We start from the raw sequence: 13,488 nt of genomic DNA on the forward strand, positions 1-13,488 counted from the left end.
TTGGTTCTGATGGTTGCGCGGGAGTGTGACGGTCGGGATGAAACAGAATTTGCCTGGCGGCGATAGCGCGGTGGTCCCACCTGACCCCATGCCGAACTCAGCAGTGAAACGCCGTAGCGCCGATGGTAGTGTGGGGTCTCCCCATGTGAGAGTAGGGAACTGCCAGGCATTAACATTTAGGTGCGCTGATATGGCTCAGTTGGTAGAGCGCACCCTTGGTAAGGGTGAGGTCCCCAGTTCGACTCTGGGTATCAGCACCATCTTGTTGCAATAAAGTGTTCGGCAAGAATTAAAGAATTTGCCTGGCGGCGATAGCGCGGTGGTCCCACCTGACCCCATGCCGAACTCAGCAGTGAAACGCCGTAGCGCCGATGGTAGTGTGGGGTCTCCCCATGTGAGAGTAGGGAACTGCCAGGCATCAAACACGTGCTAACAGAGATATCTGATAGCCAACAGAATTACGGAAGTAGTTCTGAGCACGGAAAGTGAGCCCTGATGAGGGGTAAGTATCAGGATGATACAACGTAGCAGAATCGGTGGAGCGGTAGTTCAGTTGGTTAGAATACCTGCCTGTCACGCAGGGGGTCGCGGGTTCGAGTCCCGTCCGTTCCGCCACTTATCTATTCCGAGATGTATTTATGCTTCTCAGAATGAAAGAACCGTATAGCCGTCATAGGCATACGGTTTTTTTTCGTCTCTATAATACCCTCAGCACATATTGAGGTGTCAGGCGCAAAATGACCCCAGTGACCTATGTACTGGAAAGATAAATTTCATAGGTCATTTTCTGTTTTATAGCTGATAAAAGGTTGCGGATACAGAATATTACACCACTCCCGTCGTTTGGTTTTTTAACGATAATCAAGGGGTGAATGATGAGCGGAACACACTACCTGCTTTCTGCCGTCGCAGTACAAAAAGCAAAACCCGCCGATAAGGATTACGATCTAACTGATGGTCATGGACTGACACTTTCCATCAGGACTAGTGGTAAGAAAATCTGGTATTTTCGTTACCAGCGCCCCAATTCCGCAACGCGTACCAACATTACACTGGGCATTATATCCTTCCATGACGCTGGCTGCCGTGCGTACCCTTTACGATGAATATAAGAGAGCCGTTGCAAGCCTCACGGAAATGCATGTATTTTATGTTTTTATATAGATGTCAATACCGATTGAATTGTGACCCACCTCGCCAAAGTAAATCTGACGACCCACCCACCAATGATTATTCCTGTAGTTCAGTTATCTTCGATTTCTTTAACTGACCACTTTTCAGTTTGTCTTTCAGGCGATAACTTTGACCACTTATCTGGACGATATGTGCATGGTGAAGCAGTCGATCTAACATTGCTGCCGTCAGCGTTTCATCATCACCAAACGTACCTGACCACTGAGTAAACGGCAGATTACTCGTGAGGATCAGACTTCCGGTCTCATAGCGCCGGGCGACAACCTGAAAGAACAAATTAGCCTCTTCCTTACCGAACGGCAGATACCCGACCTCATCAATTACAAGCAGTCGCGGCTTGTTGACGCACCGTCCTAAATATCCCTTGAGATCACCCTGTCGGTGAGCGGCGACCAACTGCAACATCATATCTGCTGCCGTTATAAAGCGAACACTTTGGCCTGACATCGCCACTTTATGTGCCAACGCACAAGCCAGATGGCTCTTTCCTACGCCCGAGGGACCCAGTAAGACAATGTTCTCGTGCCGTTCTATAAATGCCAGCCCGGCGAGTTCCTGAAGCTGAGCTCGTGGTGTGCCGCTGGCGAACTTGAAGTCGAACTGCTCCAGGGTCTTAACCGCTGGCAGTCCTGATAACCGCAAAAGCGTCTGCTGGCGACGTTCGTTACGGCTGTTCGTCTCCAGTTGCAGAAGCTGTTCCAAAAAGTCGCCGAATGGCCCGGTATCATCCAGTGTTTTTTGTGCGAGCGCGGGCCACTCACTGGCAATACGTTCAAGCTTGAAGTCGGCACAGAGCTCGCTAATACGTTGATGCTGAAGGCTCATAATCCAGCCTCCAACAGCGACTGATAGACAGACAGTGGATGTTGAAAACTCTCTCTTGGCATAACTCTTTGATTATCCGTGGCGACGGGTATCGTTCTTCCCACTCGAGGAAGGGGAAGCAGCGCAGCCAACTCCTGTTGCAACCGGTGTTCTGGTGCGACACCGGTCGTGCCATGCTTGCGGGCATTGGCTACGGTGATCAGCCACGGCCCGATGCGGCTGTTGGCTGAGTCCACATCAAGCAACAGCCCGGCCTGCTTAAACGTGGTGGCCAGCGGGACGACAAAGCTATGCTTCAGATAGCGATTGAATCGTTCAACTTTACCCTTGGTCTTTGCGCGATAAGGCCTGCACACTCGGGGAGTAAAACCGTACTTCTCGGCGAGAGCCAGCAATGGCGGGTTCCACCGGTGACGGCCATCGCCATAAACGTCACGTTCAAGAATAATGGTCTTGGCATTATCAAACAGGAGATGTCTCGGCGTTCCGCCAAAGGCCAAAAGCGCCTGTTCAATACCGTCACACCATGCTGCCGTATCCTGGCGGGGATAAAAACGTACAAAGGTTGCCCGACTCCAGCCCAGTGTAGCGACAAATGCCAGCAACGGGTGTCGGCCCTGTCTGATCACCGTAAAATCGACCTGCATCTGCTCACCGGGCTGCGTCTCAAAACGCACGACGGGATCGTTCGGCTGTTGCTTAAGCGGAAGCAAGAAAGCCGTCAGCATGCTGTATCCACCGGAGTACCCGCGAAGTTGGATCTCACTCAGCATAACGCTGGCCGGTATCCAATGAGGTCTGGCAGCGTCAACACGTTCAAGAATATAGGGCTTAAACGGGTCCAGCTTCCCGGGTCGGGGAAGGCGTGCAGAATAACGAGCTTTAGCAGGTGAGTCCTGCATGTGAATATAACGGCGGACGGTCTGGCGGGAACATGAAAGCTGCCGGGCAATACCCCGAATAGACATGCCCTGACGTAAAAGAACTGCAATCTCCACGCGTAACTCCAATGTCAACATAGGCAGCTCCAAAGCTGCCATTTTTACCCCAGGTGGGTCTGTTTTACATTGGCATGTGTGTCATTTTTACATCGGTACTAACATATAGAAGCTATTTTTTTAATGAAGAGATAGTAGTGACTGAAATGCCAGTGATGATGGAGTGAAAACCGAGCGATTAAACACAAGCAAGTAGATTCCTGTTTGCAGAACAATTTCAAAAGGGTTTATAACGCTGCCAGAAGCGATAACAGATGGTGATTAATTTTCTTGTTTATCAAATAGATAATGGTGCTGGTTTCCATCCGTTTCGCCAAATTTACCAAAACACTGGGTATTAACGCAGGTTTTTTTTGTATATAATGACTACAATGTTTTCCTTTTCCCCTTGGTCTCGGTTTATTCACCAGATCTTTTCTCTTCTTCTGATTGTCTACCGTAACCATTTATCCTACATTTTTCATTCTATTGATTTGGCGCGTTGAAAGTCAGCCATAAAGTCCCTATAACTGAATTGTACCTTATTCAATAAAGAAAATATGAAAGCAGGCAATACGTGCGAAAAAAAACTTATGCGATGAGATACGTTGCGGGGCAGCCAGCAGAGCGGATTTTTCAGCCAGTGGCTATGCAGTCTATGAAACAATCTTCATCCTCTGGTTTATTGCTGCCAGAAAAAGATATCCTGCGCGTTATGGTATGGAACATTTTTAAACAGCAACGTATGGATTGGTTATCAGTGCTGCAGGGTTTTGGTAGTAATACGCAGCTTATGTTGTTACAGGAAGCTCAAAGTACACCAGAGCTTATCCGTTTTGCGACCACCAATTATCTGTCTGCTGATCAAGTCCCTGCGTTTGCACTTCCTCAATATCCATCCGGTGTTATGACATTGTCGGCTGTTCAGCCAATGTACTGTTGTCCATTGCGTGAACGTGAACCATTGCTCCGCTTATCTAAATCGGCGTTAGTAACGGTTTACTCACTACATGGTGGGTATAAATTGATGGTGGTGAATATCCATGCGATAAATTTTAGTTTTGGGGTGGAAATCTATAGCAAACAATTGGAGGCGATTGGTGACCAATTGGGTTGTCACAACGGACCTGTAATTATGGCTGGCGATTTTAATACCTGGAGTCAGCCAAGGATGAATGCATTGTACCGATTCGCCACGCGGATGGGATTGATGGAAGTGTGTTTTTCTGATGACTATCGACGCCGGTCATTTGGGCGCCCTTTGGACTTTGTTTTCTTCCGTGATTTGGATGTGGCTGCTTCATCGGTATTGGTGACTAAAGCTTCTGATCACAATCCTTTGTTGGTTGAGTTTGTATTGGTTTGAATTGTGGTGATGAAAAAAGACCACCAAAGGTGGTAATGCCAGTCAGTTAAGCAACTGGCTGGCTGTTTTTATTGACTTTGGGATATTTTCAGAGCCTTTCCTTTACCACTCTTGGGAAGGCCCTTTCTCTCTTTATCGGCAATCTCACCATCTCTGTCATTCTCTCGATGTCCCGCATCAGCTCTGGAATTCGGCCCAGTGAGGCCCCCTGTAATGTCATCAGCATCCGCATTACCATTCCGCAGGATTCTGAGAAACTCAGTTGATTTGGCCAGTAACCTTTCAGGCTATCATCTGATAACGCACCAGATTATAAGCCAGCAGCACGCCCCACCGTTCCTGCTCAACCACTCCAGCTTTTTACTTTCCACTGTTAGTCTGCTCAGTTGCATCGTTTGCTTATCTCCCTGTAACCCAGCTCGATTTCCCAGCAATAGCTGTGCAATTCGGCCATTCTCCCTGCCGGGATAACGCATCGCATCCGTCATGGATATCAGCAGATAACAGATTTTTTCTTTCCGGGTGGTCGTCAACCGTCGGGCCGTCATTTCATCTCCCAACTCCGGTCACTTTTTCCTTGCCTGCGGCTGCGGTAACAGGTGGCTGGTCAGCCCCATCTGACAGACCCTCTTTACCTGAGAGTAGAGTCCGGTCTGCCCAGCATATGTCTGACGCGGGAAGGCCGCATCGTTGTCCGGCGTACGCCAGACCATTATCTCCAACGGCAGACGACGCTTGCGCCGGATTCAGTGAGACAACGGGCAATCAATTCCGGATCAAGAAAATTACCGAGAGAGGCCAGAGGGGACGGGTAGCGCCGTAGCAGGAAACAAGGTCGAGAGCCTGAGCAATGCGCATAAAAAAATCCGAAAACAAGGAACGTTTCCGGATTCTCACACAGCCATTGGATCGTTCAACTGATCCTTAATTGATCGTCGTTACACCTAAAGATGGTCTTTTGTGACAACCAAGTATCAGGAGTCTGGTGATGATTTGTTGCTGACATAAAGTGTCAGTCGATCACCGGGTTGAAGATTGGTGTTTTTATTAATGACTGTGTTCCAGCGCATAACATCTGCAATATCTACGCCATGGCGCTTAGCAATACTGGTAAGCGAGTCACCTTTGCGAACACGATAGACGATAGAACGATTTTTACTTGCCTCTGAAACTTTGGCAATCTGCAACGTTTGGCCTGCCTTTAGCATACTTCCGCGTAAATTGTTCCAGTTTCGCAGATCTTTCGTACTGACATTCAATCTTTTAGCGATGGTGGATAAGGTATCGCCTGATCGAACTTTATACTCTACATCACGGATTGCCTTAGCGACCTGTACCGGTTGCATTGCCGAAATATCATTTTCAGCCAGTGAGTCTTTCAACTGCTCGGCATGAGACTTTGGTACCATAATGTAATGCGGACCGTTGGGTGCAGTGACATTTTTCTTATACCCCGCATTATAAGTTTTCAGCTTGCTTACGGACAGCCCTGCCAGTTCGGCAGCTTGTGTCAGTTCCATCTGTTGGCCCAAATCCACCCGTGCTAATGCTCGGTTTTCATTGGCTTTAGGTAGATCAACACCATACTTTTTACTGTGTTTAAATATGTCGCTCAAGGCCAACATCTTTGGGATATATATGGACGTTTCACGAGGTAACGCTAACGCCCAGTAGTCTGTTGGAAGACCTTTCGCTTTATTTCTCTTTATCGCCTGCATAACACGTCCTTCGCCACTGTTATAAGCGGCGATGGTTAACAACCAATCACCGTCAAACATGCGGTTCAGGCGCTGCATCATGTCTAAGGCAGCGGTTGTGGATGCGACAACATCACGACGTCCGTCATACCACTGGTTTTGTTTCAAACCATAATTACGTCCCGTGCCAGGAATAATCTGCCATAGTCCTACAGCATTGGCAGAAGATCTGGCATTTGGGTTAAAAGCGCTCTCCACTATGGGTAGTAGTACCAGTTCCATCGGCATATTACGTTCTTTAATCTGCCCGACTATCCAGTACATGTACGGCTCTGCCCGTAATGTTACATCGTGGAGATAGCTCTTATTCTTTAAGTAACGCCTTTTTTGCTCGCGGATCCGGGCATTATCCGGAACCTTCATCTTCAGCTCGGTACTAATGAAGTCCCACAAATCTTTTTGCGCCAAGGTGTTATCATCCAACCATAGCGCTTGGGTCTCTCGACCATCTGTGTATTGTCCTGCTTCATCTTGACTTGCTGAAGACAAACTCTGTCCATGCTGTTTGGGTTGCGATGTGTCATAAGACGTACCCTGGCAACCCGCCAACAAGACTGAGGCGATGATTATCGCTTTAGCCTTCATATGTGTGTCAATAGTTGTCTAAAAGATAGGCGATCATACTTTGATTGGTCGTCCAGCACAATAAAAACCTTCAATAGTGGTCTTTCAAGTCACGTAATTGCGCAAAAATCTGCCAATCCTCGGTGATATCTGTATTAATTGACAATTTTCTTTGTAAATCAATGTCATGATAACGTAAAAAAAGATTAATTGTGCGTTCTAACTTTAATGTAGTGGGGACAGTTGAGTGTCCTTTTCCCCTTACTTGCCTGACTTTAACGAGATAATCCTTAATAGCGATGTCTTCAGGCCATAGCTGATGAGCAAACTCTAGATTTGACAAGGTATATTCATGAGCACAACAAATCAGAGTGTCATCGGGTAAAAGCATTATTTTATTAATAGATTCAAACATCTGCTTAGGCGTACCTTCAAATATACGTCCACATCCCGCTGAAAATAACGTATCACCACAGAACAGATATGGATGGGTGTAATACGCAACATGGCCCAATGTGTGACCTGGGACGGAAAAAACAGAAAAATTCGAACCTAACGCTGAAATTGTGTCGCCTGACTGAATTGTATGTGTTATCCCGCACTGCTCAGTTTCCTGAGGTCCATAAATAATTATTTCAGGATATCGCTTCGCCAACTGTTTTACCCCGCCTACATGGTCATTATGGTGGTGGGTCAATAGAATGGCTTTAGGAGATAACTGATATTTTGCAAGTGCCTCAATAACAGGGGAAGCTTCTCCTGGATCAACAATGGCACACTGCTTTTCTTTGTTGCTTAATAACCAAATGTAGTTGTCCCTAAATGCAGGAACACTGATAAGATTCATGGCACATCCTCTTTTGCTGTTAGCCTGAGGAAGATACTAGAATATGAAGCCAGCACAAACATCTCATGCAATTATAGCTCCGGACTCATGGGACGCTATCCCATGGGGAGATTACTATCGTGAAGCGCTGGATATGGCGCTAGTGCCATGGTGGCCAAGGCTGTTCGGTTTTCATTTGCTGAAGATAGGTCAGCTTAGTACGGCGATAGAAAGCAACGACTGTACTATTCCTCATCAGGTCAATGTGACGATGAATAATACGTCGGCACATGTTATTGCCACGCCGAGTCAACTCCCGTTTGTCGAAAAGTCGGTAGATGCCTGTTTATTGGCGCATATCCTTGAATACTCTTCAGATCCGCACAGTGTTCTGCGAGAAGTCGATCGTATATTGATTAATGACGGTTGGATCATTATCAGCGGGTTTAATCCGGTGAGCCTGGTGGGATTGGGTAAAGTCGTGCCCGGGCTCCGTAAGCGGCAACCCTATTGCAGCAGAATGTTTAGCCAGATGCGTATTATGGACTGGCTGAGTCTATTGAATTATGAAATTGTCTATCGTGCCAGTCTGCATGTATTGCCATGGCGACAACAGGGGAAAGGACGATGGGATAATAACCTGCCGCTGCTGGGGTGTATTAACCTGATTGTGGCACGTAAGCGGACTATCCCGCTAACGCTGATGCCGACACGGACGCCTTTAAGAAAATCATCACTGAGCCGCCCGCTGGGGGTTACAAAAAGTTACCGCAGCTAACCACAAATCAATCAGGTTGATAGCCAACATCATCTAGTGTCGGCATGTTGGCTGCCTGACGTGCAAGTTCATCACAACGTTCATTTTCAGGATGACCTGCATGCCCTTTTACCCACTCCCATTGTAGTTTATGGTGTTGGATGGCCTCATCCAGCCGTTGCCAGAGATCGATGTTTTTCACCGGTTTTTTATCGGCGGTTTTCCATCCTCGTTTTTTCCAGTTGTGGATCCAATTGGTAATTCCTTGTCTTACATATTGACTATCGGTGCTCAAAGTAACTTCACAAGGCGACGTTAGTGTTTCCAGCGCGGCAATGGCCGCCATCAATTCCATACGGTTGTTGGTGGTCATGCGGTATCCTGCACTTAGCGTTTTCTCATGGTGTTTATAACGCAGTAATGTGCCATAGCCGCCTGGGCCTGGATTTCCCAGGCAGGAACCATCTGTGAAAATTTCTACCTGTTTAAGCATCTCTTTTCTCTGGTAGACTCTTGTCCATGAACAAAAACATGAGTCTGACATAAACGAAAACAATGAGCACTGTAATTACGCGACAAATCGTTCTGGATACTGAAACCACGGGTATGAACAAACTGGGGGTTCACTATGAAGGACATCGTATTATCGAGATCGGGGCGGTAGAGGTGATTAACCGGCGTCTTACCGGGCGTCACTTTCATGTCTACACCCGGCCTGATCGTTTGGTCGATCCGGAAGCCTATAACATTCATGGCATTAGTGATGAGTTCCTGGCAAATAAACCCAGTTATGCCGATGTCACTGATGATTTTCTGGCGTTTATCCGCGGAGCTGAGCTGGTCATTCATAATGCGATGTTTGATATCGGTTTTATGGATTATGAATTCCGCATGTTGAACCGCAATATTCCCAAAACAGAAACGTTTTGTAAGATTACTGATAGCCTGTTGATGGCGCGCAAGCTATTCCCCGGCAAGCGCAATAATCTGGATGCCTTATGTGACCGTTATCTGATAGATAACAGTAAACGAACGCTGCATGGCGCATTACTCGATGCCGAAATTCTGGCTGAAGTTTATCTGGCCATGACGGGTGGACAAACGTCGTTGTCGTTTTCAATGGAAGGAGAAAGTCAACGACAAGGGGATGATGCAAGCGAAGCCATCCAGAGAATCGCAAGACCTACGTCGTCGTTAAGCGTGGTTTATGCCAATGCGGAAGAGCTGCAGGCGCATGAAAAACGATTGGATTTGATTGTGAAAAAAGGTGGCAGCTGTTTGTGGCGGAATTAACAGCCAGCTCTGGAATAAAATCGTCACTCTGCTGGAATTCCAAGCAAATAGAACAGGTTGGTTATAAAAACCATTGACGTAATAGTATCATCATCATTAATATTCCACCCGCTCTGAGAGCATAGCGCGGTGCGGTAGTTCAGTCGGTTAGAATACCGGCCTGTCACGCCGGGGGTCGCGGGTTCGAATCCCGTCCGCACCGCCATTTCCGTCCCAAGCTGGGCATGTAGATTTCCGCTGAAAACGGCGAAAAGTGTGCGAAGCAGCCCCACCTTCAATTCCGTGATGCGAACTTCGGTTTCTGTGACCTCGACCCGCTGAGCGAAGACACATAGATGATCCTGCCGATAGCCGCCACCGCGGAGCCTGATATGCTAGCGTACCACGTCGGCTAACAACTTATGATGTTTGTCCGCGATCATGTCAGGTTGGAACGTACGAAAGCGATACCGCACTGGCTGATTTCGCGCAATTGCTTCAGCCCGACGCCAGTGAGATTGACTGTGGTGGCGGATTTGGGCGTTCCTCTAGGCTACACAGCAGTGACTTTCGACGACTCGCTATGGCGTGGGCGTCTGTGGGCGCATCTCGATTGCTTGTTTGTTCGCTTGGTGGATCGAAACCGGGGCACCGGCAAGCAGCCTGCAACTATTACCCTAGATCTTTCGGATATGAAGAGTATCAAACAGGCGGCCTCTCAGATATAGGCTCTAAAGGCGATGGTTGATATTCTGATCAACAACGATGTGATGTGGTTTGAGAACAGTGCATAGGCTTGTGATGAACTCGATGTGCTAACCGTGATCAATCCCGCTGTGACCGGAACATTCTTTCTTACTCTGGGCTGGCATCCGCTGATGGAGTCTTTGGCTGTGCCGGATACCGTAACCATTACCCATTTTTTCTTGTAATCAGGAAAGTGGCTGTCCTTTGGTGAAGCAACTATGCGCCATTGCCGACGCTGACAATTCGTACGCTTACCCGGTTCAGGTTCGACTATAACGGATCGGGGGGACTGATCTTGTCCTGGCGTGTCAGGGCTAAAATAGCCACGATCGCCGCAGTGATACCTGAAGCAGCGCCGATGCCGAGCGCCCAGCGCGGCCCGAATTGATTGGCGACCCATCCGACGATCGGCGCTCCAATCGGTGTGCCTCCAAGTCCAATGCCGACGCGAAGCGCCATCACACGACCGCGCATCACCGGCTCGGTCGATAGTTGCATCAGGCTGTTTGTGGTGTTGGTGAAGGTGAGGGCCGCCATGCCGATGATGACAAGCGCGCCGCCGAAGAACCAATAACTTGGAGCGAATGCTGCCAGCGTGAAGCCGAAGCCGAAAACGCTCGTACCGATCAAGAGCAGGCTGAAACGTAGCTTGTTGACGGCTGCGCCCACCAACCCGCCCGTCATCGTGCCGATTGCCATCATCGACGACAGCAGGCCGTACCCGCGTGCATCGACGTGAAAGACGTCAACCGCCATGGTCGAGATGTAAATCGGGTAGTTTAAGCCGAAGGTCCCAATGAGGAACAGCATGAGCAGAATCGCCTTGAGGTCGGGGCGCGCCCACACGTAGTGCAACCCTTCGATAAAACTTCCCTTGCCGCGTTCGGCCCTCGCGTTTGGATGGAGCTCCACGATGCGCAGGAAGGCGAGCGAGATCAGCACGGCGACGAACGAAGTACCATTGATCAGAAAGGCCCAGCCGGTGCCCGTCGCGGTGATGACCAGACCGGAGACGGCCGGTCCTATGACCTGCGCGGCGTTAAACGAAGTCGAATTAAGCGCCACCGCATTGTGCAGGTCTTCGTCTCCGACCAATTCCGAGACGAAGGTTTGTCGCACTGGGGCATCGAATGCCGCAGCACAGCCGAAGAGAAAAGCAAAGACATAGACATGCCAAAGCTGGACAAGCCCCGTGACGGTGAGGACCCCCAGCACCAGCGCGAGGCCACCCATGGCCGCTTGCGTTGCGATCAGCAGCTTGCGCTGGTTGAAATGGTCGGCGGCAAAGCCGGTCCAGGGAAGCAGCAAGAGCTGTGGCGCGAATTGCAGCGCCATGACCAGCCCGACAGCGGATGCGTCATGCTCGGTGAGCTGGGTGAATACCAGCCAATCCTGGGCTGTGCGCTGTACCCATGTGCCGACATTGGAGACGAAGGCGCCTGCTGCCCAGACCCGATAGTTGAAACCGCGCAGGGATCGCAACAGGTCTGCAAGGGGAGACGTCATGGACGCTTCGGCTGATTGCCGCCATGGAATCGGCCAACGTGCCGGGCGGAAAAAAACGCTATCAGGAAAATGCCTGTGCCGCAGGCGATGGTGTCACTCGTGTTTCTCAATCTAAAGTCGACCCGGCAGACGAGGACGTAGCCGACGGCGAGATTGAAAAAGCCCCAAAGTACGTTGACGGTCGACGAGGAGAGCCCTTGCCCCGGTGGTTGTGCGAAAGGGCTCTGGAACGGCCGACCCATCATGCCGCTGATGAAATGTGGTACGGCGTTCGCCAGAAATGCGCCGCCAAAGAAGTACGACATGAGAAAAAGCCAAGGCATATCAGACGCTCTTTGCCGGCAGGAGATTGATGATGTCCTGGCTTGTCCCGGTCTCTCCAAGCCGTGGGAAGACATGGCGGATGCTGAAATCATGGACCTCGGGTCGCATGTCGGCCATGGCGTCGATGGCGAGAGTAACGTTGAACCCTTGTTCATAGGCCTGGCGTGCCGTTGACTCGACGCCGACGCCGGTTGCCACGCCGGCGATCACCACCTGGGTGACGTTGCGCGCTTTGAGCAAAGCATCGAGATCCGTGCTGGCGAAGGCTCCCCAGGTCCGCTTGGTCACCACGATGTCGCTGGGTTGCTGATTGAGTTCCGGGATCAGATCGCTCCAGTCTTCAGGAAGAGATGTTGCTTGACGAGGCTGCTCAGTGCGCCCGGGGGCGGCACCGGCGACATTGACGAGCACGACCGGCAAGCCGGCCTCGCGAAATGCGTCGGCCAGCGCTCGCGCCCGCCCGATGAGGTCGTCGATGGCTTGAATGCCGGGCAGGCTGATAATGCCTTTTTGAAGGTCGATGATAATCAGGGCGGTGATGGGGTCAAGCGTGGTCAAAGCCATGAGGTTGTCCTCTAGAAAACAAAAAAGGTTCTTATCAGTAATCTTTAGTATTTGGCTCTTGCGAACCTTTCTCAGTCGTCGACAAGCCGCCTAAGCAGTTCGACAGCCTTCGCAAGCTCATCCTGCTCCTGCGGCGAAAGGTGCGTCTGGATTGCACGGGTGAGCCAGTCCTGGCGCGCTGCACGTCCTTCTGCGATCCATTTGCGGCAACCATCTGTAAGCGAGAGAAGTGTCTGTCGCCCGTCCGTTGGGTCCGGCCTGCCGCGCACAAAATCAGCGCTCTCCAGTGCCGAGATGACCGTGCCCATTGATTGTGGGCGCATCCCTTCAGCCCGGGCGAGGCTTGACGCCGTTGTCGGGCCATCCTTCTCCAGGCGAAGCAGAACGGCCACCTGAGACGGTGGCAGGTCTTCAACATGAGCTTGCTCGCGTAGCCGGCGCTTCAACTTGCCCATCAAGGCGCGAAGATCCTGGGCAAGGATCGCACTGTGTTTGGTTTGGTGAGTGTTAAGCTGATCATTCATGCTTATCTGCATAGCATATATGAAGTTAATCTGTACAGATTAACTTATCAGTTTTACTGATTTTATGTGACTGTGGCAGTAAAATTCATGCATGGGCACCCAACGTGCCGTTGCACGATGGGAGAAAGCGCGAAGATTTATAAGGCCGCTGCGAAAACACGATCGGCAGCGCAGTGAACACCAGCCCTTCTTTCGTGACTTTGCGTCTAAAGAAGATGTTGCTATAGAGATTGAAACTGAATTCTGGGATTTTTATATCGATGAGGTTAGCAAACGTAACGTGCA

12 protein-coding genes, 3 tRNA genes, 2 rRNA genes and 2 pseudogenes are annotated in these 13,488 nt (G+C 49.9%); 10 read left to right on the plus strand and 9 right to left on the minus strand.

Features of this window, described 5'->3' with window-relative positions; all coding sequences use genetic code 11:
• Nucleotides 1-52 precede the first annotated feature (52 nt).
• The 5 genes from rrf (CWC46_RS08450) to CWC46_RS08470 all read left to right on the plus strand — a co-directional run bounded on the left by rrf (CWC46_RS08450) (nt 53) and on the right by CWC46_RS08470 (nt 1,106).
• Nucleotides 53-168: ribosomal RNA gene (gene rrf, locus CWC46_RS08450) — 5S ribosomal RNA — on the plus strand.
• 16 nt (nt 169-184) lie between these two features.
• Nucleotides 185-260 (plus strand) — tRNA-Thr (locus CWC46_RS08455).
• Between the two features lie 41 nt (nt 261-301).
• A 5S ribosomal RNA gene (gene rrf / locus CWC46_RS08460) occupies nt 302-417 on the plus strand.
• Nucleotides 418-538: 121 nt separating this feature from the next.
• Nucleotides 539-615: transfer RNA gene (locus CWC46_RS08465), tRNA-Asp, on the plus strand.
• Between the two features lie 257 nt (nt 616-872).
• Complete coding sequence (locus CWC46_RS08470) at nt 873-1,106, plus strand: integrase arm-type DNA-binding domain-containing protein (protein ID WP_021017018.1); 234 nt, start codon at nt 873-875, stop codon at nt 1,104-1,106.
• 124 nt (nt 1,107-1,230) lie between these two features.
• Here the strand turns inward: CWC46_RS08470 and istB are convergent, their stop codons facing one another.
• Complete coding sequence (istB, locus tag CWC46_RS08475) at nt 1,231-2,019, minus strand: IS21-like element helper ATPase IstB (RefSeq protein WP_021017017.1); 789 nt, start codon at nt 2,017-2,019, stop codon at nt 1,231-1,233.
• Complete coding sequence (gene istA / locus CWC46_RS08480; RefSeq protein ID WP_021017016.1) at nt 2,016-3,038, minus strand: IS21 family transposase; 1,023 nt, start codon at nt 3,036-3,038, stop codon at nt 2,016-2,018. The genes istB and istA overlap by 4 nt, the downstream gene beginning before the upstream one ends.
• A 535-nt stretch (nt 3,039-3,573) precedes the next feature.
• Between istA and CWC46_RS08490 the strand changes: the two genes are divergently transcribed.
• A complete protein-coding gene (locus tag CWC46_RS08490) occupies nt 3,574-4,362 on the plus strand; it encodes an endonuclease/exonuclease/phosphatase family protein (RefSeq protein ID WP_021017015.1) in 789 nt (262 codons plus the stop codon).
• 88 nt (nt 4,363-4,450) lie between these two features.
• Here CWC46_RS08490 and CWC46_RS08495 read toward each other — a convergent pair.
• The 3 genes and pseudogenes from CWC46_RS08495 to gloB form a co-directional block, all read right to left on the minus strand.
• Nucleotides 4,451-5,238 (minus strand): annotated as a pseudogene (locus CWC46_RS08495) (transposase).
• Nucleotides 5,239-5,336: 98 nt separating this feature from the next.
• A complete protein-coding gene (gene mltD / locus CWC46_RS08500; RefSeq protein WP_021017013.1) occupies nt 5,337-6,704 on the minus strand; it encodes a murein transglycosylase D in 1,368 nt (455 codons plus the stop codon).
• A 70-nt stretch (nt 6,705-6,774) separates the two neighbouring features.
• Nucleotides 6,775-7,530: a hydroxyacylglutathione hydrolase gene (gloB, locus tag CWC46_RS08505; RefSeq protein ID WP_021017012.1), complete on the minus strand. Its 756-nt coding sequence runs from the start codon at nt 7,528-7,530 to the stop codon at nt 6,775-6,777.
• A gap of 43 nt (nt 7,531-7,573) precedes the next feature.
• Between gloB and CWC46_RS08510 the strand changes: the two genes are divergently transcribed.
• Nucleotides 7,574-8,287, plus strand: coding sequence for a methyltransferase domain-containing protein (locus CWC46_RS08510; RefSeq protein ID WP_021017011.1), 714 nt, complete (start codon nt 7,574-7,576; stop codon nt 8,285-8,287).
• A 7-nt stretch (nt 8,288-8,294) separates the two neighbouring features.
• On the opposite strand, the pseudogene rnhA reads toward CWC46_RS08510, so the two are convergent.
• Nucleotides 8,295-8,868 (minus strand): annotated as a pseudogene (rnhA, locus tag CWC46_RS08515) (ribonuclease HI).
• Here rnhA and dnaQ point away from each other — a divergent pair.
• Both dnaQ and CWC46_RS08525 read left to right on the plus strand, forming a co-directional pair.
• Complete coding sequence (gene dnaQ / locus CWC46_RS08520; protein WP_021017009.1) at nt 8,822-9,559, plus strand: DNA polymerase III subunit epsilon; 738 nt, start codon at nt 8,822-8,824, stop codon at nt 9,557-9,559. The pseudogene rnhA and the gene dnaQ overlap by 47 nt on opposite strands.
• 128 nt (nt 9,560-9,687) lie before the next feature.
• Nucleotides 9,688-9,764, plus strand: a tRNA-Asp gene (locus tag CWC46_RS08525).
• A 791-nt stretch (nt 9,765-10,555) separates the two neighbouring features.
• On the opposite strand, the gene CWC46_RS08530 is transcribed toward CWC46_RS08525, so the two are convergent.
• Nucleotides 10,556-11,791: an MFS transporter gene (locus CWC46_RS08530; protein WP_021017008.1), complete on the minus strand. Its 1,236-nt coding sequence runs from the start codon at nt 11,789-11,791 to the stop codon at nt 10,556-10,558.
• A 23-nt stretch (nt 11,792-11,814) separates the two neighbouring features.
• Between CWC46_RS08530 and CWC46_RS23060 the strand changes: the two genes are divergently transcribed.
• Nucleotides 11,815-12,144: a hypothetical protein gene (locus CWC46_RS23060; RefSeq protein ID WP_157831363.1), complete on the plus strand. Its 330-nt coding sequence runs from the start codon at nt 11,815-11,817 to the stop codon at nt 12,142-12,144.
• Here the strand turns inward: CWC46_RS23060 and CWC46_RS08540 are convergent.
• Both CWC46_RS08540 and CWC46_RS08545 read right to left on the minus strand, forming a co-directional pair.
• A complete protein-coding gene (locus CWC46_RS08540) occupies nt 12,116-12,679 on the minus strand; it encodes an isochorismatase family protein (RefSeq protein ID WP_021017007.1) in 564 nt (187 codons plus the stop codon). The two genes, CWC46_RS23060 and CWC46_RS08540, sit on opposite strands and share 29 nt — an antisense overlap.
• Nucleotides 12,680-12,750: 71 nt before the next feature.
• Nucleotides 12,751-13,203 (minus strand): MarR family transcriptional regulator, encoded by a 453-nt coding sequence (locus CWC46_RS08545; protein ID WP_173861215.1) that lies wholly within the window; start codon nt 13,201-13,203, stop codon nt 12,751-12,753.
• Nucleotides 13,204-13,488 lie beyond the last annotated feature (285 nt).

It is taken from the genome of Prodigiosinella confusarubida (assembly GCF_002847015.1).
In the GTDB taxonomy this organism is placed as follows: Bacteria; Pseudomonadota; Gammaproteobacteria; order Enterobacterales; family Enterobacteriaceae; genus Prodigiosinella; species Prodigiosinella aquatilis.

What these genes read in the sequence shown, in the direction of transcription:
- CWC46_RS08530 (WP_021017008.1), bottom strand. Translation starts at nt 11,791, where the DNA reads ATGACGTCTCCCCTTGCAGACCTGTTGCGATCCCTGCGCGGTTTCAAC.
- istA (WP_021017016.1), bottom strand. Translation starts at nt 3,038, where the DNA reads ATGTTGACATTGGAGTTACGCGTGGAGATTGCAGTTCTTTTACGTCAG.
- mltD (WP_021017013.1), bottom strand. Translation starts at nt 6,704, where the DNA reads ATGAAGGCTAAAGCGATAATCATCGCCTCAGTCTTGTTGGCGGGTTGC.
- CWC46_RS08545 (WP_173861215.1), bottom strand. Translation starts at nt 13,203, where the DNA reads ATGAATGATCAGCTTAACACTCACCAAACCAAACACAGTGCGATCCTT.
- istB (WP_021017017.1), bottom strand. Translation starts at nt 2,019, where the DNA reads ATGAGCCTTCAGCATCAACGTATTAGCGAGCTCTGTGCCGACTTCAAG.
- gloB (WP_021017012.1), bottom strand. Translation starts at nt 7,530, where the DNA reads ATGAATCTTATCAGTGTTCCTGCATTTAGGGACAACTACATTTGGTTA.
- CWC46_RS08510 (WP_021017011.1), top strand. Translation starts at nt 7,574, where the DNA reads ATGAAGCCAGCACAAACATCTCATGCAATTATAGCTCCGGACTCATGG.
- CWC46_RS08540 (WP_021017007.1), bottom strand. Translation starts at nt 12,679, where the DNA reads ATGGCTTTGACCACGCTTGACCCCATCACCGCCCTGATTATCATCGAC.
- CWC46_RS23060 (WP_157831363.1), top strand. Translation starts at nt 11,815, where the DNA reads ATGGAATCGGCCAACGTGCCGGGCGGAAAAAAACGCTATCAGGAAAAT.
- dnaQ (WP_021017009.1), top strand. Translation starts at nt 8,822, where the DNA reads ATGAGCACTGTAATTACGCGACAAATCGTTCTGGATACTGAAACCACG.
- CWC46_RS08470 (WP_021017018.1), top strand. Translation starts at nt 873, where the DNA reads ATGATGAGCGGAACACACTACCTGCTTTCTGCCGTCGCAGTACAAAAA.